Genomic DNA, 22,445 nt, shown 5'->3' on the forward strand with positions numbered 1-22,445 from the left:
CACAGGGGCGGGACGGGGATTCGATGACCTATTGCGTGGGCATGCGTTTGAACAAGGGGCTGGTGTTCATGTCGGACACCCGCACCAACGCCGGCGTCGATGACATATCGCAGGTGCGCAAGATGCGCAGCTGGCACGTGCCGGGCGAGCGCGTGATCACGCTGATGTCGGCGGGCAATCTGGCGACCACGCAAGCGGTCGTCAGCCTGCTCGACGAACGCACCAAGGCGCCTGAAGAACGTCAGCCGTCGATCCTGCAGGCGCCGTCGATGTTCCAGGTCGCGACGATCGTCGGGGAAACGCTGCGCCAGATCGTGCTGCGCTACGGCGCCGAAGGGCCGGCCGCCGAATCGATCTTTCGCGCCTCGTTGATCGTCGGCGGGCAGATTGCCGGCGCCGAACCGCGCCTGTTCCTGATCTATCCCGAGGGCAATTTCATCGAAGCGGGGGAGGATAATCCCTTCTTCCAGATCGGCGAAACCAAATATGGCCGCCCGATCATCGTGCGGTCCTACGATCCCGCCATGTCGTTCGAGGATGCGGTCAAGCTGCTGTGCGTCTCGTTCGATTCGACGATCCGCGCCAACGCCGGGGTCGACCTGCCGATCGACCTGAAGGTCCACGAACGCGACGATTTCCACGGCGTCCACGAACGCCGCTTCGAACGCGACGATCCCTATTTCCACAATGTGTCGCACGGCTGGGCCGAGGCACTGGGCATTGCCCTGGCCGAACTGCCGGACTTTCATTTCTAAATCCCCCTCCCGCTTGCGGGAGGGGTTAGGGTTACCGGTTCTTCCGGCCTTCGATCAGCCCGTCGACCAAGCTCGGGTCCGCCAGCGTCGACGTGTCGCCGAGCGAGCCGAAGTCATTTTCCGCGATCTTGCGCAGAATCCGCCGCATGATCTTGCCCGACCGGGTCTTGGGAAGGGCGGGGGTCAGGTGGATATGGTCGGGCGTCGCGATCGGGCCGATTTCCGTGCGCACCTGCTGCCGTAGCGCGGCGGCAATCTCTTCGGTCGGCTCGACCCCCGCATTCAGCGTGACATAGGCGTAGATGCCTTGGCCCTTGATGTCGTGCGGAAAGCCGACGACCGCGGCTTCGGCGACCAGATCGTGCAGCACGAGCGCGCTTTCGACCTCGGCAGTGCCCATGCGGTGGCCCGAGACGTTGATGACATCGTCGACCCGCCCGGTGATCCGCCAATAGCCCTCGGCATCGCGGCGGCAGCCGTCGCCGGTGAAATATTTGCCCTTGTAGGTCGAAAAATAGGTCTGAATGAAGCGGTCATGGTCGCCATAGACCGTCCGCGCCTGCCCCGGCCAGCTGTGCGTGATGCACAGATTGCCCTCGGTCGCGCCGCCGACCTGTTCGTCGGCAAGCACCGCGCCATCCGCATCGACGAGCTGCGGCCGAACGCCGAAGAAGGGGCGCCCCGCGCTGCCCGGCTGCATCGGATGCGCGCCGGGAAGCGTCGTGATCATGATGCCGCCGGTCTCGGTCTGCCACCAGGTATCGACGACGGGGATGCGGCCCTTGCCGACGAGCTGGTGATACCAACGCCATGCCTCGGGATTGATCGGTTCGCCGACGCTCCCGAGCAGCCGGAGCGTCGACAGGTCGTGGCGCGTCACATAATCGTCGCCTTCGCGCATCAGCGCACGGATCGCGGTCGGCGCGGTGTAGAGAATGTTGACCCGGTGCTTGTCGACGACCTGCCAGAAGCGATCGTGATCGGGGTAGTTGGGGACGCCTTCGAACATCAGCGTCGTCGCGCCATTCTGAAGCGGGCCGTAGACGACATAGCTGTGCCCCGTGACCCAGCCGATGTCGGCGGTGCACCAGAAGATTTCGCCCGGCCGATAATCGAACCCGTACCAGAAGGTAGACGCGGTCCACACGCTGTAGCCGCCGACGGTGTGCAGCACGCCCTTGGGCTTACCCGTCGATCCTGAGGTGTAGAGGATGAACAGCGGGTCTTCGGCGCCCATCGGCTCGCACGGGCAGTCCGCGTCGACATCGGCCGACAGCGCGTCGTAACAATGGTCGCGGCCTTCGCGCATCGCGACGTCGCCGCCGGTGTGCGCGATGACGAGCACGCCCTTTACCTCGACGCGATCGAGTGCCTTGTCGACATTGGCCTTAAGCGGGATCGTCTTGCCGCCGCGCAGTCCTTCGTCGGCACAGATCACCCAGTCGCTGCCGCAATCCTCGATCCGCCCGTGGATCGCCTCGGGCGAAAAGCCGCCGAAGATGACGCTGTGGATCGCGCCGATGCGCGCGCAGGCGAGCATCGCCATCGCGCCTTCGGGGATCATCGGCATATAGATGGTGACGCGGTCGCCCTTGCGGACACCCATCTTCTTGAGCGTGTTGGCCATGCGGATCGTGTCGGCGAGCAGCGCGGCATAGCTGATGTGCCGCACCTCGCCATCGGGGGCGTCGGGTTCGAAGATGATCGCGGTGCGCATCCCATGGCCCGCGGCGACATGGCGGTCCAGCGCATTGTGGCAGAGGTTGAGAACGCCGTCCTCATACCATTTGATGCTGACGGGATCGTAGGACCAGCCCGCGATCTTCGTTGGCGGCGTCATCCAGTCGATGCGCTGCGCCTGATCGGCCCAGAAACCGTCGGGATCGTCGATGCTGGCGGCGTAGAGCCGGTCATAATCGGCCGCGCTGCAATGCGTGTTCGCGGCGGCATCGGCGGGCACGGGGACGAAGGGTTCGGAGGGGGGTAGTTCGGACACTGCATCTCTCCTCTATTTGCTATCCCCTTAGCCGTTCGCATCGAGCGAAGTCGAGATGCCCTATCGTCATTGCGCGCCGTCGTAGTGTCTCGACTTCGCTCGACACGAACGGGGGAGGAGTATTATGCGGCTGCCCGATGGCGTGGACGAAAGGACGAAGGATGGCCGGGATCGAGAAAATGACAGCAGGCCTGCTCGATACGCTCGGCGTGGAGCACGCGCTGTACACCCAGGGTTCGATGCCGTCCCATTCGCCGCTGACCGGTGAGCAGATCGCGGCGGTGCGGATCGCCGATGCCGCCGACACCGATGCCGCGCTCGCTGCCGCCGGTGCGGCGTTCCGCGCGTGGCGCGACGTGCCCGCCCCACGCCGCGGCGAACTGGTGCGGTTGTTCGGCGAAGAACTGCGCGCCGCCAAGGATGATCTTGCGACGCTTGTGACGATCGAAGCCGGCAAGATTCGGTCCGAAGGCGCGGGCGAGGTGCAGGAGATGATAGACATCTGCGACTTTGCTGTCGGCCTGTCGCGCCAGCTTCACGGCCTCACCATCGCGACCGAGCGACCCGGGCACAGGATGATGGAGATATGGCACCCGCTGGGCGTCGTGGGCGTCATCTCCGCCTTCAATTTTCCGGTCGCCGTCTGGGCATGGAATGCCGCGCTAGCGCTCGTCTGCGGCAACAGTGTGGTTTGGAAGCCTTCCGAAAAGACGCCGCTTACCGCCTTGGCGACGCAGGCGATTTTCGAGCGCGCCTTGCGGCGGTTCGGCGATGCGCCCGCAGGATTGTCGCAGGTTCTGATCGGCGGGCGCGAGACGGGCGAGGCGCTTGTCGACGATGCCCGCGTCGCGCTCGTCTCGGCGACGGGATCGACGCGCATGGGCCGCGCGGTGGCGCCGCGCCTCGCGCAGCGGTTCGCGCGCGCGATCCTCGAACTCGGCGGCAATAACGGCGTGATCGTCGCCCCCTCGGCCGACCTCGATCTCGCGCTGCGCGGGGTCGCGTTCGGCGCGATGGGCACCGCAGGGCAGCGCTGCACGACGACGCGGCGGCTGTTCGTCCAGGACAGCATCCATGACGGCTTCGTCGCCAGGTTGAAGGCGGTCTATGCCAGCGTCGGCGTCGGCAATCCGCTGGAGAGTACGGTGCTGGTTGGCCCGCTCATCGACCGCGCTGCCTATGAGGCGATGCAGGCAGCGCTGGCGGCGGCAAAGGCCGCGGGCGGCGTCGTGCATAGCGGCGAGCGGGTCGGCGAAGGCGCGAGCTATTATGTTCGCCCCGCACTCGTTGAAATGCCCGGGCAGGTCGGCCCGGTGCTGGAGGAGACGTTCGCGCCGATCCTCTACGTCATGCGCTACGACGATCTCGACACCGCGATCCGTCTGCACAATGATGTGGCGGCGGGACTGTCATCGGCGATCTTCACCACCGACCTGCGCGAAGCCGAGCGCTTCCTGGCCGCGAGCGATTGCGGCATCGCCAACGTCAATCTCGGCACATCGGGCGCCGAGATCGGCGGAGCGTTCGGCGGCGAGAAGGAAACCGGCGGCGGACGCGAGAGCGGGTCGGATGCGTGGCGCCAATATATGCGCCGCGCGACGAACACGGTAAACTATTCCGACGCGCTGCCGCTGGCGCAGGGGGTCAGTTTCGATCTGGGTTAGCAATCCTCGCCATTGCGAGCGAAGCGAAGCAATCTCCAGCTGTCGGCTAGCGCAAGGTCGATAGCTGGGGATTGCCGCGTCGCCTTCGGGTCCTCGCAACGACAAGTTTCGTCAGCCTGCCCGCCATCCGAAGCCTTCGTCGAGCGCCACTATCTGGCCCGCTGCACCGACCGGTTCGGCCTTGCCGTCGGTCAGAAATGCCAACATCGCCGCATCCTCCACATCGACATGTGCGAGCGTGCGCTCTCCTGCCGGAGTCCGTGCCACCACCACGCCCGCCCTTGGCGCACCGTCACGGCCATAAAAGATCGTGTAGCTCTCGATCGTCGCCGGCCCCGCATAATCTTCGACCAGATCGGGCACCGGTCCGCGCTTGGCCTCGGCTTCGGCCTGATAGTCGAAATCCTGCGGGAAGCTGGCGGCGGCGATCGGCTCCTTGCCCAGCACGATGCAATGATTGTCGGTGGCGAAGCCGCCATTGGCGAAGAGGAAGCCGTAGCGGCCTTCGCGGCGGAGTTTTTCAACCATCGAGACGATTGCGTGGCTCATATAATTGGCGATCGGGCCGCCGCCGAAGGTCAGCCCGCCGAACACCGTCGCGGGGCAGTCGACCGGCCAGTCGAGCGTGCGGCGTGCCATCTTCGGCACGCAGGGGAAGCAGCTGTAGAGCTCGACGAAATCGAAATCCTGCGCGGTCATGCCATTGAGCGCGAGCGTGCGGTTGATCGAGGTTTCCATGCTGACGCTGCCGTTATAGCGATCGCGGCGGAGGATGCTCGGCGGCTCCTTCGCCGCGGCGCCCATACCCACGTAAATCAGCCGATCTTCGGGTATGCCGCGCCGCCGCGCTTCGGCCAGGCTGGCGACGAGGAAGCCCGCACCCTGATTGACCGACGAATTGGCGACCATCAGCTTGGAGTAAGGAAAGGCGATCGGCCGGTTGCGCTCGTCGACGCGCAGGATGTCGGCAGGCGTTGCGGGCTTGCGGATCCAGGCGCCTTCGTTTTCCGCCGCAACCTCCGAAAAGCGCGACCAGATTTCGGCGCTTTCATCCTGTGCTTCGGCGAGGCTCTGGCCCCAGGCGGCGCGCGTCGCATTTTCATAGAGCGGATAGACGTCGACCGGCGCGGCGAGGCCGTGCTTCTGCGCATAATCAGGCTCGCGCCGCGTCGCGACCTTGCGGATCGCGTTATAGCTCTTGTCCTCGCCGCTCGCGGCCTTGGCGGCGCGGCCCGCGGCGGTGCGCAGCGCTTCGGCGCCGACGATGGCCGCGAGCTTCACCTCGCCTGCGCCGATGCGGTTCGCCGCTTCGTTGAGCAGGCGTACCGGCGTGTCGCCGTGCGGCGCCGCCGACTGGTAATTGATCGCCGGGCTGGCGCCGATGGCGGCGGCCAGCGGTTCGGGCAGCTTGCCAAGGCTGTGAAAGCTGATCTGGTCGACGATCGCGAGGCTGTCGATCTCTGCGAGCGGCACGCCGGCGTCTTCGGCGGCGACCCGCAGCGCCGCGACCATAAGCCCGAGCGAGTCGAGCCCTTCGTCGGGGTCGGCGGGGCGGTCGTTGACCTGGCCGACGCCGATGATGACGGGAATGCGCTCGGGATCGGTCATGGTCATGTCAGCGCGCTTTCCATTCGGGCTTGCGCTTTTCGGCAAAGGCGCGCGGGCCTTCGCGCGCGTCTTCGCTGCGCATCAAGGCGCTGCGTTCCAGGGTGTTGTGCTCCCAATAGGGCGCGTCGGCGGCGATGCGGCCGTCCTGGATGCCAAGTGCGACGCGCTTCGATGCCTGCACCGATAGCGGCGCGTTGGCGGCAATCTTGTCGGCGAGCGCAAGCGCGGTCGGCATCAGCTCGGCGAGCGGGACGACATGGTTGACGAGGCCGAATTGCGCCGCGCGCGCGGCGGGGATCGGGTCGCCGGTCAGCATATGCTCCATCGCCAGCTTGCGCGGCATCTGCTGCGCAAGGCGGAAGGCACCGCCCGCAGCGGCGAACAGCCCGACCTTGACTTCGGGCAGGCCGAATTGGGCGTGCTCGGCAGCGACGATGATGTCGCTCATCAGCGCGATCTCGCAGCCGCCGCCGAAAGCGAAGCCGTTGACCGCGGCAATGATCGGCTTCGAGATCGGGTGCGACACCATGCCCGCGAAGCCCCATGCAAGCTGATCGGGGTCCGACGGCGCGAGGCTCTCGCCGCGCGACAGGGCGACGAGGTCGGCGCCGGCGCAAAAGCTCTTGTCGCCCGCGCCGGTGATGACGACGGCGCGGATTTCGGGGTCGTTCTCGGCGGTTTCGAGCGCGGTGCCGATGCCGACGTGGACCGCGGCGTTGACCGCGTTGCGCACCTCGGGGCGGTTGATCGTGACGATCAGCACATGGCCGCGGCGTTCGGTAAGAATGGTGGTGTCGGTCATCGCGAATCTCTCCCTTTCGGACGAGTATCGCGGGAGGTTGACGTTTACGTCAACTGGAAAGCTGAGCCAAATAACGGTGTGCTCCCGCGAAGGCGGGAGCCCATCTCCGGAAGGTGCCATTTTGAGCCGGCGGGAGATGGATCCCCGCCTTCGCGGGGACACACGACTGTTTTGGGTTTTGTAGGGGTCAGATCGACTGCCCGGTCTTGGCCCAGTCGGCCAGGAAGCCTTCGATGCCCTTTTCGGTCAGGACATGCTTGAACAATCCCCTGATGACCGACGGCGGCGCGGTCATCACATCGGCGCCGATCTTGGCGGCTTCGAGGACATGGATGCCGTGGCGCACGCTCGCGACCAGGATTTCGGTCTCGAACGCATAATTGTCGTAGATCAGCCGGATGTCGGCGATCAACTGCATGCCGTCGAAACCATTGTCGTCGTGGCGACCGACGAAGGGCGAAACGAAGGTCGCGCCCGCCTTTGCCGCGAGCAGCGCCTGCGTCGCCGAGAAGCAGAGCGTGACATTGACCATCGTGCCGTCGCCGGTCAGCGCCTTGCAGGTCTTGAGCCCGTCGATCGTCAGCGGCACCTTGATGCAGACATTGTCGGCGATCTTGCGGAGGATCTCGGCCTCCTTCATCATCGTTTCATGGTCGAGCGCGACGACTTCCGCCGAGACCGGGCCATCGACGAGTGCGCAGATTTCCTTCGTCACTTCCTTGAAGTCTCGGCCCGACTTGGCGATCAGCGACGGGTTGGTGGTGACGCCATCGAGCAATCCCGTTGCGGCCAGTTCCTTGATGTCGGCGATTTCGGCAGTGTCGGCGAAGAATTTCATGGCGCGGAGCTTTCCTGTGCGAAGGTGATTCGGGTTTGAAGCTGCCGTAAAGGGGTTTGATCGTCATTGCGAGCGAAGCGAAGCAATCTCCAGCCATCGCCTTGCGCAAAGTCGAGAGCGGGAGATTGCCGCGTCGCTACGCTCCTCGCAATGACCGAGAGGAAAGCGCTGGCGTTCCATCTTTGTTCCGATTATGCGAGCCGCATGGCCAAAGCTAAGCGTCAATATGTCTGCCAGAATTGCGGGTCGGTCTCGTACCGGTGGCAGGGGCAATGCGCCGATTGCGGCGAGTGGAATACCCTGGTCGAAGAGGCGAGCGAAACCGTCTTTTCAGCCAAGCACGACCTGTCGAAAGGCGGCCGTTCGCTGGCGCTCGAGACGCTGGGCGAGCATAGCCCGATGCCGGAGCGGATGCTGTGCGGCATCGCCGAATTCGACCGGGCGCTCGGCGGCGGCTTCGTCGCCGGATCGGCGACGCTGATCGGCGGCGATCCGGGGATCGGCAAGTCGACCTTGTTGTTGCAAGCGGCCGGGCGGCTCGCGAAGGCGGGCAAGTCGGTCGTCTATATCAGCGGCGAGGAAGCGGCGGGTCAGGTGCGGCTGCGCGCGCAGCGGCTGGGGCTCGGCGATGCGCCGGTCGCGCTGGCGAGCGCGACGTCGGTGCGCGACATATTGGCGACGCTCGACAGCCGCGACGCCGATTTCGTCGTCATCGATTCGATCCAGACGATGCACAGCGACCTCATCGACAGCGCGCCGGGAACGGTGAGTCAGGTCCGCGCGAGCGCGCAGGAACTGATCCGCTATGCCAAGGACGGCGGCGCGGCGATCGTCCTCGTCGGGCATGTCACCAAGGATGGCACGATCGCAGGTCCGCGCGTGCTGGAACATATGGTCGATACGGTGCTGGCGTTCGAGGGCGAGCGCAGCCACCAATATCGCATCCTGCGCGCGGTGAAGAACCGCTTTGGCGGCACCGACGAAATCGGCGTCTTCGCGATGGGCGAGGAGGGGCTGGGCGAGGTCAGCAACCCGTCGAGCCTGTTCCTGACCGACCGCAGCCGCGACGTGCCGGGATCGGTCGTCTTCCCCGCGCTGGAGGGGACGCGCCCGGTGCTGGTGGAGGTGCAGGCGCTGACCGTGCGGCTGGCGAGCGGCGCGACGCCGCGGCGCGCCGTCGTCGGCTGGGACAGCGGGCGCCTGGCTATGGTGCTGGCGGTGCTCGAGGCGCGCTGCGGGCTTCAGATGGGCGGCGCCGAGGTCTATCTCAACATCGCGGGCGGCTATCGTCTGACCGATCCCGCCGCCGATCTGGCGGTCGCTGCAGCGCTGATTTCGGCGTTCAGCGAGCGGCCGGTTCCCGCCGATGCAATCGTCTTCGGCGAATTGTCGCTGTCGGGCGAAATTCGCCCTGTCGCGCATGACGCGCTGCGCCTGCGCGAAGCCGCGAAACTCGGTTTTTCAACGGGCTGGGGGCCGAAGGGGATGAAAGCGGTGAACGGTATCGGCGTTACCGGCTTCACGCGGCTCGGCGAACTCGTTGACCTGATGCTCGGGCGCGACTAGCGACCGGCAGATGGGAAGTCTGACGGCTCTGGATATCATCGTGCTGACGCTGGTCGGTGGCGGCGCAGTGCTCGGTTTTTCGCGCGGGCTGGTGCAGGAGGTGACGACGCTGCTCGCCTGGGTGCTGGCGATCGCGGCGGTGCGCTTCTTTCATCCGGCAGTGACCGAGTTCGTGTCGCGTTGGGTTGGGACGGCGGGTGGTGCGGCGATGCTCGCCTTCGTTCTTCTCTTCGGTATCGTCTTCGGCCTCGCCAAATGGGGTTCGCGGGCGATGGGGCAGCGCAGCCGCGCCTCGATCGTCGGCGGTATCGACCGTGGGCTCGGCGCGGGTTTCGGGGCGGTGAAGGGCCTGTTGATCGCCGCGATCGGCTTCATGCTCGTCACGCTTCTCTATGACATCGGCTATGGCAATGCGCAGCGTCCCGAATGGATGGAACAGAGCCGCACCTATCCCGCACTCAACGCGACGAGCGCCGCGCTGAGCAAGGTGATCGCCGAGCGGCGGGCCGAAGCGCGCGCCGCCGAAAGCACGACCGCGAAGCAGGATGCGCCCGACGCGGCTGCGAAATGAGCGCGCCGCTGTATAACCGCGACATATTGGCGCTGGCAGTCGCCAATGCCGATTACCCGCCGCTGCCCGAGGCGCGCCATCATATCTCGGCGCGCGCGCCGCTATGCGGCAGCGCGATCATTCTCGACCTCGACGCTGACGAGAGCGGACGGGTGACGAAGGTCGGCCTGCACGTCGAAGCCTGCGCGCTGGGGCAGGCGTCGGCGGCGCTGGTCGCACGCCACGCGCCCGGCCGCGCGCTCGGGGATATTCGCGCCGCGCGCGACGCTATCGCCGCCTGGTTCGCGGGCGAGGGCGCGATGCCCGACTGGCCCGGCTTCGATCTGCTCGCGCCGGCGCGCGACTATCCGGCGCGGCAGGGCGCTATACTGCTGCCTTTCGATGCCGCCATCGCCGCGCTTGAGGACGATGAGGTGATGGCATGACTTTTCTCGTCGCGGCAACGGCGCCCGCCGTCACCGAGGTGGCGGCGCGCACCCCGACCGATACGCTGTTGTTCGAAGGCGCGGTGCTGCTGGGCGTTGCTACGTTGTTCGTGTTGATCTTCCGCCGTTTGGGGCTCGGCGCGGTGCTCGGCTATCTGATCGCCGGCGCGCTCGTCGGGCCGCACGGTCTGGGCCTCGTTGGCGGTGGCGAATCGAAGCTGCAAATCGCCGAGATCGGCATCGCCTTCCTCTTGTTTCTCGTCGGCCTCGAACTGCATCCGCGTCGGCTTTGGCAGCTGCGCCGCGCCATTTTCGGGCTCGGGCTGGCGCAGGTTGTCGTCACCGGGCTGCTCCTGACCGGGCTGATCTTCGTGACGCTGGGCTTCAGCCCTGCAGCGGCGCTCGCGCTTGGCCTGCCGCTCGCGCTGTCGTCGACGGCGCAGGTGCTGCCGAGCCTCAAAAGCTCAGGCCGGATCAACTCGCCCTTCGGCGAGAAGGCCTTTTCGATCCTCCTGTTTCAGGATCTGGCGATCGTGCCGATGATCACGATCATCGCCGCGCTGTCGCGGGCGCCCGCCGACCCTTCGGCGCCGCCGGGCACGCTGTTGACGCTCTATACGCTGCTCGCCATCGCGGGGCTGGTCCTCGCCGGCCGGTTCGTCGTCAATCCGCTGCTGCGCCTCGTCGCGCGCTATGGCGAGCGCGAGCTGTTCGTCGTCGTCGGCCTGCTCGTCGTGCTGGCGAGTTCGGCGCTGATGCACAGCCTGCATGTTTCGACCGCGCTGGGGGCTTTCGTCGCGGGCGTGATGCTCGCCGATTCGCCGTATCGCCACGAGATAGAGGCCGATGTCGAACCCTTCCGCCTGATCCTGCTCGGCCTGTTCTTCCTGGCCGTCGGCATGGTGCTCGACGTCAACGTGATCCTCGCCGATCCGCTGCGCGTCCTGCTGCTCGCGGCGGGTCTGGTCGCGGTCAAGGTGGTGGTGCTGACGCTGCTCGTGCGCGCGTTCGGCAAATCGTGGAAAACCGCGCTCGGCCTCGCGCTTTTGCTCAGCCAGGGCGGTGAATTCGGCTTCCTGCTCTTTACCCAGGCCGCCGACGCGCTGCTTATCGCGCCCGAGGCGGCGAGCCTGTTCAGCGCGGTGGTAACACTGTCGATGGTATCGACGCCTTTCCTGATGCTGTTCGCCCGCAACCTCGAATTCTCGCCCGATCGCGATGGCGACGAACTCGAAGGACCCGACGATGCGCCGCGCGGCTCGGCGCTCGTCATCGGCTATGGCCGCTTCGGCCAGATCGTGGCGCAGATGCTCCACGCGGTCGATTGTTCAGTCACGCTGATCGACAAGAAGCCGAGCCAGATCGAATTGTCCGGCCGGTTCGACACCAAGGTCTATTTCGGTGACGGGCTGCGGCTCGACTTGCTCCGCCGCGCGGGCGCGGAGGAGGCGCGGGTCATCATCTATTGCATCGACGACGCCACGGTTGATGCCGAAGTATTGCGTCCGATCGTGGAAGCCTTCCCGCAGGCCAAGATACTGACGCGCGTTTTCGACCGGCGCCAGTTGATGGCGATCGAGGGTGCGGGAACCGCAGGCGCGGTGCGCGAGGTGTTCGAAAGCTCGATCGCGCTGGGGCTGATGGCGCTCGAAAAGCTCGACGTCGACCCGCGCCAGATGGAAGATGTCGAGGCGGCGCTGCGCCAGCTCGACGCGACGCGCCTCGCCGCGCAGATGGACGAAGGCGACCTCGCGGCGGGCAAGGATCACCGTTTCAAGCCCGGCGGTGGCCGCGAGTCGGCAAGCGTGCTGGAAAAATTGCGTCAGCGGCGTCAGGAGGCAAAGGCCGCCGCGCGCGACGAGGAAGCGATGCAGGCGGCCGACCCCGAGTCGGCGTGACGCGTCCGCGGGCCGGCGTATGGCGCCTAAGCCGCCTGCGCGTCGAGAAATTCCGCTACGCTGTCGAGCCCATATTCGTCGGTGACGAAACTCTGCCCGATGCCGCGCGTCAGGATCAGCGGCAGCTTGCCGCCGCGTACCTTCTTGTCGTGCGCCATATGCGCGGCAAGCACCGCGCCGCCGGTATTGATGCCCGCGCTGGCGAGACTGTGCGGCAGGTCGACGCTCGCCAGATGCGCGCGCACCCGTTCGGCATCGGCGGCGGAGCACAGGCCCTTCGCCGCCGAAAACCGATGCGCGAGTACCATGCCCGCCGCAACCGCTTCGCCGTGAAGTAGCCGCTCTGAATAGCCCGTTTCGGCCTCAAGCGCGTGGCCGAAGCTGTGGCCCAGATTCAGCAGCGCGCGGATATCTTGCATCTCGCGTTCGTCAGCGGCGACGATCCGGGCCTTCGCCGCGACGCTGTGCGCGATGGCATAGGCGCGCGCGGCGGTATCGCCGGCCAGCAGCGCGGCGCCGTTCGCCTCGCACCACGCAAAGAAGTCCGCATCGTCGATCAGGCCATATTTGACGACTTCGGCATAGCCCGCACCGAGTTCGCGGCGGGGGAGGGTGGTCAGCGTCGCGGGGTCGATCACCACCAGCGCCGGCTGGTGAAAGGCGCCGATCAGATTCTTGCCCGCGGCGACGTTGATCGCGGTCTTGCCGCCGACGCTGCTGTCGACCTGCGCGAGTAGCGTCGTCGGCACCTGGATGAAGGCGCAGCCGCGCTTGACGATGCTGCACGCAAAGCCGACGAGATCGCCGATCACGCCGCCGCCGAGTGCGATCACATGGTCGCTGCGTTCGACGCCTTCGCCGATCAGCCATTCGGTCAGCCGCGCCAGACCCTCCCAGCTTTTCGTTGCTTCGCCTGCGGGCAGGACGAGCGAGGAAAAGGAAATGCCCTCTGCACCCAGCGCGGCACCGACCTTGGCCAGATAGGCATCGGCGACATGGGTATCGGTAACGATCATCGTGCGCGGACGCTTCAGTAGCGGGGCGACCTGCGCGCCCAATTCGTCGAGCAGTCCCTTGCCGATCAGGATCGGATAGCTGCGCGCGCCGAGTTCGACGGTCAGTCTGGTCATTGCGGCTTCCATTGCGACAGCGCCTCCAGGATCGCGCGCACCGTATGTTCGTGCGGATTGCTTGCCGAGCTGACGCGGATATGCGCCTCGGCATAGACGGGATTGCGGACCGCGGCGAGTTCGCGCAGCACCTCACCGGGGTCGCGGTTCTTGAGCAGCGGGCGATGGCTGCGGCGCCCGACGCGCTCGACCAGGGTCGCGACGTCGGCATCGAGCCAGATGCACAGGCTTTTGCCCAGGATCAGCGCGCGCGTCTCGTCGTTCATGAAGGCGCCGCCGCCCGTCGCGAGCACCAGCGGCCGACTGGCGAGCAGGCGCGCGATCACGCGGCGTTCGCCGTCGCGGAAATGCGCTTCGCCGAAGCGCGCGAAAATGTCGGATATCGTCATGCCGGCGGCGCGTTCGATCTCGTCGTCGGCGTCGGCGAAGCGCATGCCGAGGCGCTGCGCCAGGCGGCGGCCGATCGTCGATTTGCCCGATCCCATCAATCCGACGAGCACGATCGGCCGCGCGCGAATTGCGGGCGCGATGTCCGGGGCCGGGCTTTTCGGGTTTCGCGACATGGTGCGCGCGGCTATACCTCAGGAACCGCGCGGAACAATGATTTTGCTGCGCCGCGCAAATTTGGGTCGAGCCGGCACGGGTGGCACAGGATATTGCGCGTAACGCAAGGATCGGGAAAAGGGCGCTGGGTCGCCGGGATTTTCGCCCTGGCGCTGCTGCTGGCGTTCGGACTGTTCCTCTATTGGCTGGGACGACCGATCGAGGCGAAGATGATTGAGGTGGACGTGACCGACAAGATTGCCGAAAGCGCGGCACAATGACAAAGAAAATGCTCGCGCTGACCCTGGGATTGTCGGGAACCGCACTCGCGGCTGCGCTCGTGCTTCCGGCGGTCGCGCAGGAATCGCTATTGCCCGAAGGCTTTGGCAAGCCCGCCGACACGCCGGCACCGCGCCCGGCGCCGACGCCATCGCCGACCCCGGCGCCCTCTTCGACCGCAGCGCCGAAGGGCGGACCCGCTGGTGCGACGCCCCTTGCGCCGCCGGCCGTCGCGACGCTTGACGGCGGCGACACCGACGCGGGCGATGAGGCCAGCGATGGCGAGGAAGGCACGTCGGGCCAGCTCAAATACGACCTGCCGCCCGGCGCGCGCCGGCTGTTGACGCGGGTCGGCCCGCTGACGCCCCAAACCGGCGGGATGGCGCCCGATGCCTTCGGGGTGCGCGGCCAATATGCGGCGGCGATCATGCGCAGCATGCGCGGTCAGGTCGCATCGCGCTGGGGCCAGATATTGCTGCGCCGCGCGCTCGCGTCGGCGATCGACACGCCTGATACCATCAACGGCGCCGACCTTGCCGCCGACCGCGCGGGGCTGCTCTTGCGGCTCGGCGAATCGACCACCGCGCGGATGATCGTGCAGTCGGTCGATTATGACCGCGCGACCCCGCGGCTCGTCGCGACCGCCCAGCAGACCTATCTGGCGAATGCCGATCCGTCGGGGCTTTGTCCTTACGTCCCCGCGGGGCTTGCCCATGGCGACGAACAAAGCTGGCGGCTCGCCGCGGCGATGTGCGCCGGGATGTCGGGCGAGGCCGGACCCGCGGGCTGGGCGATCGGCCGGGTACGGTCGAGCGGCAAGATCAGCAATTTCGACATTCTGCTCGCCGAACGCGTACTCGGCGCAACGGGCGCCGGCCGCCGTTCGACAACGATCGAATGGGACAAGGTCGGGCGCCTGACGAGCTGGCGCTTTGGCCTGGCGACCGCGACGGGAATCGACATTCCGGCACCGCTGCGCGCCACAGAGGCCGGTTCGATCCGAAGCTGGACGGTACTCGCGCCGATGACGCCGATGGGCGACCGCATCGCTGCCGCTCCCTATGCCGCATCGCGCGGCGTGCTATCGAGCGAAGCCTATGTTTCGCTGCTGAGCGCCACGTCGAGCGAGGAGGAGCCCCCCGAAGCGCTCGCGGCGCAAACCGATCTGCTGCGCAGCGCGTTCAGCGGCGCCAATGCCGCCGATCGCTATACCGCGATGGCGGAATATTGGTCCGCGGGCACCGGCGCGACGGCGCGCTATGCCGCGCTTGTCGCCACCGCGCGAGCCGCCGCCGCGCTGCCCACCGGCGCCGATGTCGGCGCCGATCCGTGGCAGTTGCTGGGATCGATGCTGACCGCGGGATATGACAATCGCGCGGTGCAATGGGTGTCGAAACTGTCGGTCGGCGGCCACGGGTGGGGCATCATGGCGGTCGGGTCGCCGCGCCCGCTGACCGGTGTCGGCGCCGGGTCGATCGGCAGCTTCGCCAGCGACGACGACAGTGCCGAAACCTTGCGGTCGAAATTCCTGCTCGCGGGTCTCGCGGGCCTCGGCCGCATCGACGCCGGGCAGGCGTCATCGGCGGCCAGCGATCTGGGGGTCGATCTGGGCAAGCAGACGCGATGGACGCGTGCGATTTCCGAAGCCGCCCAGCGGCGCGAACCCGGCATGGTTGCGCTGCTTGCCGCGGCCGGGATGCAGGGCGAATGGGACAAGATACCGCCCTATCACCTCTATCATATCGTCCGGGCGCTCCACGACGTCGGGCTCGACGCCGAAGCCCGGATGATCGCGGCCGAAGCGCTGGTGCGTGTCTGACGCGCGCCTGATCGACCGCTTTCTGGAGATGATGTCCGCCGAACGGGGGGCATCGCGAAACACCATCCTCGCTTATCGCCGCGACCTTGAACAGGCGGCAGAACTGGTGCGCGGTTCGCTCGGCGATGCCGACGCCGCCGTGCTGCGCGCATTGATGGCCGCATATCGGACGCTGGCGGCGAGCAGCGCTGCACGCAAATTGTCGGCGCTGCGGCAGTTCTTCGCGTTTCTGGAGGATGAGGGCGAGCGCACCGACAATCCGGCGCTCGACATCGCGCGTCCCGCCACGCGCCGTCCGCTGCCGCGCATTTTGTCGCACGATGATGTCGACCGGCTGTTCGCGCAGGCTAGCGAGGAGGCAGCGGGGGAGGCAGCGCCCGCGAACGCCATGCGCATGCTGCTGCTGCTCGAACTGCTCTACGGCTCCGGACTGCGCGCGAGCGAGCTGGTGTCGCTGCCGCGCCGTGCGGTTGCGGGCGAGCGGCAATTTCTGATCGTGCGCGGCAAGGGCGACAAGGAACGGCTGGTGCCGCTGTCCGACCGGGCGCGCGAAGCGCTCGATCGCTGGCTGCCGCTGCTCGCCGATGGAACACCTTGGCTGTTCCCGTCGGGCAAGGCGCATGTGTCGCGCATACGGCTGTTCCAGATGCTGCGCGAACTGGCGGCGCGCGCCGGGGTCGATCCCGCGGGGGTCAGTCCGCACGTCCTGCGCCACGCCTTCGCCACCCATCTGCTGGAGGGCGGGGCCGACCTGCGCGCGTTGCAGATGATGCTGGGCCATGCCGACATCGCGACGACCGAAATTTACACCCATGTCGATAGCCGGCGGCTGGTCGAGCTGGTCAACCGGCGCCATCCGCTGGCGCAGATGCGGGCCGTTGACGTTGCGGCGCCTTCGGCCTAGCGCTCCCCTATGACAGCCTTTCTCGATTTCGAAAAACAGGTCGCCGCGCTCGATCGCCAGATTGCCGAATTGCGTGAAATGGGGGACGATCCGTCGCTCAATATCGACGGCGATATTGCCCGGCTGGAGGACAAGTCCTCGAAGATGCTGCGCGATATCTATGCCAAGCTGACGCCCTGGCAAAAGACGCAGGTCGCGCGTCACCCCGACCGGCCGCATTTCAAACATTATGTCGCGGGTCTGTTCGACGACTGGATGCCGCTCGCGGGCGATCGCAACTTCGGCGACGATCAGGCGATTCTGGGCGGCCTCGCTCGCTTTCGCGGTCGGCGCGTGATGGTGATCGGGCATGAGAAGGGCGACGATATTCCGTCGCGCATGAAGCATAATTTCGGCATGGCGAAGCCCGAGGGCTATCGCAAGGCGATCCGCCTGATGCAGCTTGCCGATCGTTTCGGTTTGCCGGTGGTGACGCTGGTCGACACGTCGGGGGCCTTTCCCGGCATCCAGGCCGAAGAGCGCGGCCAGGCGGAAGCGATCGCGCGGTCGACCGAACAATGCCTTGCGCTCGGCGTGCCGATGGTCGCGGCGATCGTCGGCGAAGGCGGTTCGGGCGGCGCCATCGCGCTTGCCGCCGCTAACCGCGTGTTGATGTTCGAACATGCCGTCTATTCGGTGATCTCGCCCGAAGGCTGCGCGTCGATCCTGTGGCGCACCGCCGACAAGGCGCCCGATGCGGCAACCGCGATGAAGATGTCGGCGCAGGATCTGCTGGGGCTGAAGGTCATCGATCGTATCGTGACAGAGCCCGTTGGCGGCGCGCACCGGGCGCCCGAAGTGGCGATCCAGTCGCTCGGCGATGCGCTCGCGCAGGAACTCGACGGCTTGCAGGGCCAGTCGCGTGAGCGGCTGCGCACCGACCGCGAAGATAAGTTCCTTGCGATGGGGCGCGCCTGAACGGAACCGCCCGCGCCTGCTTCGCGTTCGACTCCCGACCGGCGGGCGTCCCATGACCGCTTGCCTTGATCCCGCGACGGGATAAGCCGGCGAGAACGGACCAAAGGGAGGCAAATCGATGACGAAACGGATCACGGCGCGGCTGGCGATGCTGCTGGCGGCAACGGCGCTGGTCGGTGGCGGGGTGGCCGAAGCACAGCTCAAGGCAATCCGCACTGCGACCAGCATTTCGCCCGCCGAGCGCAAGCAGGGCGATGAGGCGCATCCGCAGCTGCTCGCCGAATTCGGCGGTGCCTATGCCGGGCCGCAGGCCGCCTATGTGAACCGCATCGGTCAGAATATCGCCGTGCAGTCGGGCCTGTCGCGCAGCCCGAGCGACTTCACCGTGACGCTGCTCAATTCGCCGGTGAACAACGCCTTCGCGATCCCCGGTGGCTATGTTTACGTCACGCGCCAGTTGATGGCGCTGATGAACGACGAGGCCGAACTCGCCGGCGTGCTCGGCCACGAAGTCGGCCATGTCGCTGCGCAGCATAGCAAGAAGCGCCAGTCGGCGGCGACGCGCAACACCATCCTCGGCGTCCTCGCGTCGGTGCTCGGCGGCGCGATCGGCGACAATGGCGGGCTGCTCGGCGGGCTCGGCGGCCTGTTGCAGAATAATGCGATGCAGGTGGCGCAGCTTGCGACGCTGGGCTTTTCGCGCTCACAGGAACTCGAGGCCGATCAACTCGGCGTCCAATATCTGAGGCGCGCGGGCTATGATCCGATGGCGCTGTCGACGATGTTGGCGAGCCTTGCGAACCAGACCAACCTCGAGGCGCGACTGTCGGGGGGCGACGCGCGGTCGTTGCCCGAATGGGCGAGCACCCATCCCGATCCGGCGTCGCGCGTGCGCAATGCGCAAACGCTCGCCTCGCGGGTCGGCACCGGCGGCGTGCGCAACGCCGACGCTTTCCTCGCGTCGGTTGATGGCGTGCTCTATGGCGATGACCCGGCGCAGGGCGTGGTCGAGGGCAGGGACTTTCTGCATCCCGACCTGCGTCTGCGCTTCACGGTCCCGAACGGCTTTGCAATGCAGAACGGCACCAGCGCGGTGTCGATCAGCGGCAACGGTGGGCAGGCGCAATTTTCGACCGCGGCGTATAGCGGTGACATGACCGCCTATATTGCCAATGTGTTCAAGGCGGTTGCGGGCGACGCCAAGATCACGCCCGGCAATGTTCAGCGCACGACGGTGAACGGCATCCCCGCCTATTTTTCGTCGGCGCGCGCCAATAGCCAGTCGGGACAGGTCGATGTGACCGTCTTTGCCTATGAATTTGCACCCAACAGCGCCTTTCACTTCGTGACCTTGGCCAAGGCCGGCGGGTCGGGCGTCTTCAACCCGATGTTCGGAAGCGTCCGGCGGTTGAGCGCAAGCGAGGCTGCTGCGATCCGGCCGCGACGCGTCGATGTGGTGACGGTGAAAAGCGGCGACAGCGTCGCGGCGCTGGCGAAGCGCATGGCCTACAGCAATTATCAATCGGAGCGGTTCCAGGTGCTCAACCGCCTGCCGGCCACGAGCCGGCTCGCTCCGGGGCAAAAGGTAAAGCTGGTCGTCTACGCCAATCGCTGACGATCCGACGCAAAAAAGGGCGGTGGCTTGGCCACCGCCCTTTCCTGTTTGATCTCCATCGCCGAAGCGGTGGATGTCGGCTCGATTAGGTGCCGGCGTTCTTCAGACCGCTGTCGACCTTTTCGAACGTGCCCTTGACGCTCGTGCCGACGTTGCCCATCACGGTGATGCCCGCGACGGCGATGAGAGCGGCGATCAGGCCGTATTCGATGGCGGTCGCAGCCTGATTGTTGCGAACGAGCTTCTTGAAGAATTTCATGTCTGGTCTCCTGACAAGTCACTTACCCTGTTGACGGTCTGGTCGTGGTCAACGGAGCAAGATTAGGATCAATTGGTTTTGAATTTCTTAATGCCGACGCGCCGAAATGCTGTTTCGGGAGTCCCGTTTCAGCACATCAGGCTCCATCCATCGCTGCGACGGATTTTTCCGACACGTTGGTCCACATCGCGTTGGTCGATTTGCCGACGGCGGTGATGGTGACGATCGCGGCCAGAAAGATCAGCGCAAGGATAAGGCCATATTCTACGGCTGTGGCGGCCCTGGTCGACCGCAGCAGCCCATGAAACTTGTTCATTGTTCCGCCCCTGACTGAAGTTATAGTTCCCGAGGATCGGGAAAGTGTCACAGGAAGGTTAACAATTTGGCCGCATCGCAGGGCGGAAATACCGCGTCCGACAGCCTTGTGGTGGTCGCCGCGGCGCTGGTGGATCGCGACGGACGCTTGCTGGTTCAGCAGCGCCCCGAAGGCACGTCGATGGCGGGGCTGTGGGAGTTTCCAGGCGGCAAGCGCGAGGTCGGCGAAACCCCCGAGCAGGCGCTTGTACGCGAACTTGCGGAGGAACTGGCGATCGACGTCGATCATAGCTGCCTCGCGCCCGCTTGCTTTGCGAGCGACATGCTCGGCGATCGGCATCTCCTGCTTCTGCTCTATGTCTGCCGCAAATGGCGCGGTACCCCGGTGGCGCAGCATGCGACCGCGCTGCGCTGGGTGCGGCCGGTCGAGCTTTACGCGCTCGATATGCCGCCCGCCGACAAGCCGCTTATCGGCCTCCTCGAAGCGCTGATCTAGCGGCTGTAGGAGCGGCCGGGCGCCGGTGGTTCGCCGTTCGCCGGTTCGTCCCATGCGACGAAGGCGATATCGTCGATCCGCACCGGCTTTCCGTCGATTTGCAGCAGCGGACGCAGGGGCAGTTCCTCGTCGCCCGGCGCAAGGTCGACGTCGAAGCGGAAATCGGTCCAAGCGCCGCCGGTCAGCGCGGCCGTGCCGATCGGCTGCCGCGGTGCGCTTTCGATCGCCTTGGTCATGCCGCTGCCCTTCGGTTGCAACTGGACGAACGCCGCGAGCGTCGCGGCGCTAGCGCTGCGCGCGCGGCCGACCAGCGTGTAGCGGCGCGCATTCCCGTTGCGGAAGAATGTCGTCGGCGCAACCGTGGCCGATGACGCCGCCGCGTCGGGACGCAGCGCGAGCGCATGCCCGCCGCCAAAGCCGCCGGCGACGAAATCGATGCTGCCATTCTCGCTTGTCCAGCTCCGGTCGGTGGCGTCGTCGTACCGCGCTGCCTCGAAATCGCCGCGCAGGATCAGGTCGCGGCCGGTCATCGCGCCGGTGGCGGCGGCGCATGGGGCGGCCGGGTCGAGCGCATAGCGGTAGGCGATGACCCCGGAAATCGACGTCGCGGCGCATTCGCGCGGCGGCGCGGGCTGCCGCTGCGGGTTGATTACGCCATGTCCGCCGGACAGGGCGATCCGCGTACCGCGCTCCGCCGACAGGTCGATAATGCGGTGAAGCGCCGCCTGGCGGATCGCGCCCGTCGCCGGAACGGGACGATAGTCGAGGAGCTGGATCGGCAGAATTTCGGCGCGAAACAAGGTGCCGCCGTCCATCCAGACTTTCAGCGCATAGGTCGCCTGCGTTTCGGGGAAATATTGGTCGAAGACGAAATTGCCGAGCGAATAGGCGATCAGCCGCCCCTTATAGAGTTCGAGCCCGTGCGACACATGCGGGTGATGCGACACGACCAGCACCGCGCCCTTGTCGATCGCCAGCTTCATCCGCCGCTCGCTGATATCGGTGGGGCGGTCGCTATATTCGCTGCTGCCGTGGTACTGGACGATGGGCATGCGCCCGGCTGCGACTTCGCGGGTGACGGCGGTCTCGATATTCTCGTCGCTGCCGAAGGCGGCCCCGCCCTTGGCGCTTTCGGCGACCTGATTGGGTTCGACGCGTCCCTTCCAGCCGACGAAACCGAGCATCGCATAGGGTTGTCCGCCAACCTCGATGCGGGCAGCCTTCAGTGCTTCCGCTTCGTTCCGGCCGGCACCCGACCAGGGGAGTTTCGCCTTGTCGAGCGCCGCCAGTGTCGAGGCAAGGCCCGGTTCGACATAGTCATAGACATGATTGTTGCCGAGCGTGACATAATCGATCCCGGCATCGGCGAGCACCTGCGCTGCGTCACGGTGGGTATAGAAGACCACCGTCTTATCGGGTGCGTCGCCCAGATCCTCGGCCGCGAGCACCGTTTCAAGATTGACCGAGGCGAGGTCGGCACCCGCGAAATAACGACGCATCGGTGCGAGCAGCCGCGCCATGTCGGCGGCGCGGGTCGCCGGATGGATCAATGTTCGTTCGCCCCAGATCGGCTTTTCATAGCGGCGCGCCATCATGACATCGCCGCCGAAGAAGAATTCGACGCGGCCCGGCGCGCGCGCCACGACTTCGAGCTGCGGCAGCACGCGCTTGCCGTCCTTCGTGCCCAGTTCGGCGGCGGCGAAGGCGAAATCGGCGTCGAAGATCGCCGGACCGCGCAGGCTGATCCGGTAATCGGCGGCGTCGGGCAGCGATGCCGTAAGGCTGCCATCGCGCGCAATCGGCACCGGCTGGCCATTGATGCGCGCTTCTATCGCCTGGACATCGACCGTGCCTCCGACGACCGCGACCGTTCCGTCGATGCCGCGGATCGACGCGGGCGCTTCGGCGGCTGCGGCGAGAGGTGCGGTGAGCGGCACGCCCGCGGCGAGCGTGGCGGCGGCGCCCAAATGTCCCCAGAAACGCATCGGTCGCGCCATCACTAATC

21 protein-coding genes are annotated in these 22,445 nt (G+C 66.4%); 12 read left to right on the forward strand and 9 right to left on the reverse strand.

Annotation, left to right across the window (positions count from 1 at the left end):
• Nucleotides 1-23 precede the first annotated feature (23 nt).
• Nucleotides 24-755: a proteasome-type protease gene (locus MU856_RS01850; RefSeq protein ID WP_003052754.1), complete on the forward strand. Its 732-nt coding sequence runs from the start codon at nt 24-26 to the stop codon at nt 753-755.
• A 31-nt stretch (nt 756-786) separates the two neighbouring features.
• On the opposite strand, the gene acs is transcribed toward MU856_RS01850, so the two are convergent.
• Nucleotides 787-2,751, reverse strand: coding sequence for an acetate--CoA ligase (gene acs, locus MU856_RS01855; protein WP_234180565.1), 1,965 nt, complete (start codon nt 2,749-2,751; stop codon nt 787-789).
• 179 nt (nt 2,752-2,930) lie between these two features.
• Here acs and MU856_RS01860 point away from each other — a divergent pair, with 179 nt between their 5' ends.
• On the forward strand, nt 2,931-4,415 hold the full coding sequence (locus MU856_RS01860) for an aldehyde dehydrogenase family protein (RefSeq protein ID WP_263588271.1): 1,485 nt from the start codon (nt 2,931-2,933) through the stop codon (nt 4,413-4,415).
• Nucleotides 4,416-4,526: 111 nt separating this feature from the next.
• On the opposite strand, the gene MU856_RS01865 is transcribed toward MU856_RS01860, so the two are convergent.
• The 3 genes from MU856_RS01865 to fsa form a co-directional block, all read right to left on the reverse strand.
• A complete protein-coding gene (locus MU856_RS01865; RefSeq protein ID WP_234180569.1) occupies nt 4,527-6,029 on the reverse strand; it encodes an acetyl-CoA acetyltransferase in 1,503 nt (500 codons plus the stop codon).
• Between the two features lies 1 nt (nt 6,030).
• Nucleotides 6,031-6,825 (reverse strand): enoyl-CoA hydratase-related protein, encoded by a 795-nt coding sequence (locus tag MU856_RS01870; RefSeq protein WP_234180571.1) that lies wholly within the window; start codon nt 6,823-6,825, stop codon nt 6,031-6,033.
• 187 nt (nt 6,826-7,012) lie between these two features.
• Nucleotides 7,013-7,663: a fructose-6-phosphate aldolase gene (gene fsa / locus MU856_RS01875; protein WP_234180573.1), complete on the reverse strand. Its 651-nt coding sequence runs from the start codon at nt 7,661-7,663 to the stop codon at nt 7,013-7,015.
• A gap of 204 nt (nt 7,664-7,867) precedes the next feature.
• On the opposite strand from fsa, the gene radA reads away from it, so the two are divergent.
• The 4 genes from radA to MU856_RS01895 are packed head-to-tail and all read left to right on the forward strand — an operon-like array spanning nt 7,868 to nt 12,123.
• Complete coding sequence (gene radA / locus MU856_RS01880) at nt 7,868-9,229, forward strand: DNA repair protein RadA (protein WP_234180575.1); 1,362 nt, start codon at nt 7,868-7,870, stop codon at nt 9,227-9,229.
• A gap of 10 nt (nt 9,230-9,239) precedes the next feature.
• Nucleotides 9,240-9,800, forward strand: a complete 561-nt coding sequence (locus tag MU856_RS01885; protein ID WP_234180577.1) for a CvpA family protein — start codon at nt 9,240-9,242, stop codon at nt 9,798-9,800.
• Nucleotides 9,797-10,225: an iron-sulfur cluster assembly scaffold protein gene (locus MU856_RS01890; RefSeq protein WP_234180579.1), complete on the forward strand. Its 429-nt coding sequence runs from the start codon at nt 9,797-9,799 to the stop codon at nt 10,223-10,225. The genes MU856_RS01885 and MU856_RS01890 overlap by 4 nt, the downstream gene beginning before the upstream one ends.
• Nucleotides 10,222-12,123, forward strand: coding sequence for a cation:proton antiporter (locus MU856_RS01895; protein WP_234180581.1), 1,902 nt, complete (start codon nt 10,222-10,224; stop codon nt 12,121-12,123). The genes MU856_RS01890 and MU856_RS01895 overlap by 4 nt, the downstream gene beginning before the upstream one ends.
• Nucleotides 12,124-12,149: 26 nt before the next feature.
• Here the strand turns inward: MU856_RS01895 and aroB are convergent, their stop codons facing one another.
• Both aroB and MU856_RS01905 read right to left on the reverse strand, forming a co-directional pair.
• Nucleotides 12,150-13,253, reverse strand: coding sequence for a 3-dehydroquinate synthase (gene aroB, locus MU856_RS01900; protein WP_217373234.1), 1,104 nt, complete (start codon nt 13,251-13,253; stop codon nt 12,150-12,152).
• Entirely contained in the window at nt 13,250-13,816 is a 567-nt protein-coding gene (locus MU856_RS01905; protein WP_217373235.1) for a shikimate kinase, read from the reverse strand. The genes aroB and MU856_RS01905 overlap by 4 nt, the downstream gene beginning before the upstream one ends.
• 93 nt (nt 13,817-13,909) lie before the next feature.
• On the opposite strand from MU856_RS01905, the gene MU856_RS01910 reads away from it, so the two are divergent.
• The 5 genes from MU856_RS01910 (at nt 13,910) to MU856_RS01930 (ending at nt 19,370) form a co-directional block, all read left to right on the forward strand.
• A complete protein-coding gene (locus MU856_RS01910) occupies nt 13,910-14,077 on the forward strand; it encodes a hypothetical protein (protein WP_186403454.1) in 168 nt (55 codons plus the stop codon).
• Nucleotides 14,074-15,894 (forward strand): hypothetical protein, encoded by a 1,821-nt coding sequence (locus tag MU856_RS01915; protein WP_217373236.1) that lies wholly within the window; start codon nt 14,074-14,076, stop codon nt 15,892-15,894. Before MU856_RS01910 ends, MU856_RS01915 begins: the two co-directional genes overlap by 4 nt.
• Nucleotides 15,887-16,798 carry a tyrosine recombinase gene (locus MU856_RS01920; RefSeq protein ID WP_217373237.1) on the forward strand — a complete coding sequence of 304 codons (912 nt, stop codon included), beginning with the start codon at nt 15,887-15,889 and terminating at the stop codon, nt 16,796-16,798. The genes MU856_RS01915 and MU856_RS01920 overlap by 8 nt, the downstream gene beginning before the upstream one ends.
• A 9-nt stretch (nt 16,799-16,807) precedes the next feature.
• Nucleotides 16,808-17,755, forward strand: a complete 948-nt coding sequence (locus MU856_RS01925; RefSeq protein ID WP_003052803.1) for an acetyl-CoA carboxylase carboxyltransferase subunit alpha — start codon at nt 16,808-16,810, stop codon at nt 17,753-17,755.
• A 118-nt stretch (nt 17,756-17,873) separates the two neighbouring features.
• Entirely contained in the window at nt 17,874-19,370 is a 1,497-nt protein-coding gene (locus MU856_RS01930) for a M48 family metalloprotease (RefSeq protein WP_412072807.1), read from the forward strand.
• Between the two features lie 85 nt (nt 19,371-19,455).
• Here MU856_RS01930 and MU856_RS01935 read toward each other — a convergent pair whose 3' ends face one another.
• Both MU856_RS01935 and MU856_RS01940 read right to left on the reverse strand, forming a co-directional pair.
• Nucleotides 19,456-19,629: a Flp family type IVb pilin gene (locus tag MU856_RS01935; protein WP_062901905.1), complete on the reverse strand. Its 174-nt coding sequence runs from the start codon at nt 19,627-19,629 to the stop codon at nt 19,456-19,458.
• A gap of 136 nt (nt 19,630-19,765) precedes the next feature.
• Nucleotides 19,766-19,945 carry a Flp family type IVb pilin gene (locus tag MU856_RS01940; protein ID WP_062901906.1) on the reverse strand — a complete coding sequence of 60 codons (180 nt, stop codon included), beginning with the start codon at nt 19,943-19,945 and terminating at the stop codon, nt 19,766-19,768.
• Between the two features lie 66 nt (nt 19,946-20,011).
• Between MU856_RS01940 and MU856_RS01945 the strand changes: the two genes are divergently transcribed.
• Nucleotides 20,012-20,440, forward strand: coding sequence for a (deoxy)nucleoside triphosphate pyrophosphohydrolase (locus MU856_RS01945; RefSeq protein WP_062901907.1), 429 nt, complete (start codon nt 20,012-20,014; stop codon nt 20,438-20,440).
• Here the strand turns inward: MU856_RS01945 and MU856_RS01950 are convergent.
• Nucleotides 20,437-22,437: a CapA family protein gene (locus MU856_RS01950; protein WP_234180583.1), complete on the reverse strand. Its 2,001-nt coding sequence runs from the start codon at nt 22,435-22,437 to the stop codon at nt 20,437-20,439. The genes MU856_RS01945 and MU856_RS01950 overlap by 4 nt on opposite strands.
• Nucleotides 22,438-22,445 lie beyond the last annotated feature (8 nt).

Origin of the sequence: Sphingopyxis sp. GC21 (assembly GCF_025727575.1) — a bacterium.
Classification (GTDB): domain Bacteria; phylum Pseudomonadota; class Alphaproteobacteria; order Sphingomonadales; family Sphingomonadaceae; genus Sphingopyxis; species Sphingopyxis terrae_A.

Bases quoted from the DNA above. Each gene is read 5' to 3' on its own strand.
- MU856_RS01850 (WP_003052754.1), top strand. From the start codon at position 24: ATGACCTATTGCGTGGGCATGCGTTTGAACAAGGGGCTGGTGTTCATG.
- MU856_RS01860 (WP_263588271.1), top strand. From the start codon at position 2,931: ATGACAGCAGGCCTGCTCGATACGCTCGGCGTGGAGCACGCGCTGTAC.
- MU856_RS01865 (WP_234180569.1), bottom strand. From the start codon at position 6,029: ATGACCATGACCGATCCCGAGCGCATTCCCGTCATCATCGGCGTCGGC.
- MU856_RS01870 (WP_234180571.1), bottom strand. From the start codon at position 6,825: ATGACCGACACCACCATTCTTACCGAACGCCGCGGCCATGTGCTGATC.
- fsa (WP_234180573.1), bottom strand. From the start codon at position 7,663: ATGAAATTCTTCGCCGACACTGCCGAAATCGCCGACATCAAGGAACTG.
- radA (WP_234180575.1), top strand. From the start codon at position 7,868: ATGGCCAAAGCTAAGCGTCAATATGTCTGCCAGAATTGCGGGTCGGTC.
- MU856_RS01885 (WP_234180577.1), top strand. From the start codon at position 9,240: ATGGGAAGTCTGACGGCTCTGGATATCATCGTGCTGACGCTGGTCGGT.
- MU856_RS01890 (WP_234180579.1), top strand. From the start codon at position 9,797: ATGAGCGCGCCGCTGTATAACCGCGACATATTGGCGCTGGCAGTCGCC.
- MU856_RS01895 (WP_234180581.1), top strand. From the start codon at position 10,222: ATGACTTTTCTCGTCGCGGCAACGGCGCCCGCCGTCACCGAGGTGGCG.
- aroB (WP_217373234.1), bottom strand. From the start codon at position 13,253: ATGACCAGACTGACCGTCGAACTCGGCGCGCGCAGCTATCCGATCCTG.
- MU856_RS01905 (WP_217373235.1), bottom strand. From the start codon at position 13,816: ATGTCGCGAAACCCGAAAAGCCCGGCCCCGGACATCGCGCCCGCAATT.
- MU856_RS01915 (WP_217373236.1), top strand. From the start codon at position 14,074: ATGACAAAGAAAATGCTCGCGCTGACCCTGGGATTGTCGGGAACCGCA.
- MU856_RS01925 (WP_003052803.1), top strand. From the start codon at position 16,808: ATGACAGCCTTTCTCGATTTCGAAAAACAGGTCGCCGCGCTCGATCGC.
- MU856_RS01930 (WP_412072807.1), top strand. From the start codon at position 17,874: ATGACGAAACGGATCACGGCGCGGCTGGCGATGCTGCTGGCGGCAACG.
- MU856_RS01935 (WP_062901905.1), bottom strand. From the start codon at position 19,629: ATGAAATTCTTCAAGAAGCTCGTTCGCAACAATCAGGCTGCGACCGCC.
- MU856_RS01940 (WP_062901906.1), bottom strand. From the start codon at position 19,945: ATGAACAAGTTTCATGGGCTGCTGCGGTCGACCAGGGCCGCCACAGCC.
- MU856_RS01950 (WP_234180583.1), bottom strand. From the start codon at position 22,437: ATGGCGCGACCGATGCGTTTCTGGGGACATTTGGGCGCCGCCGCCACG.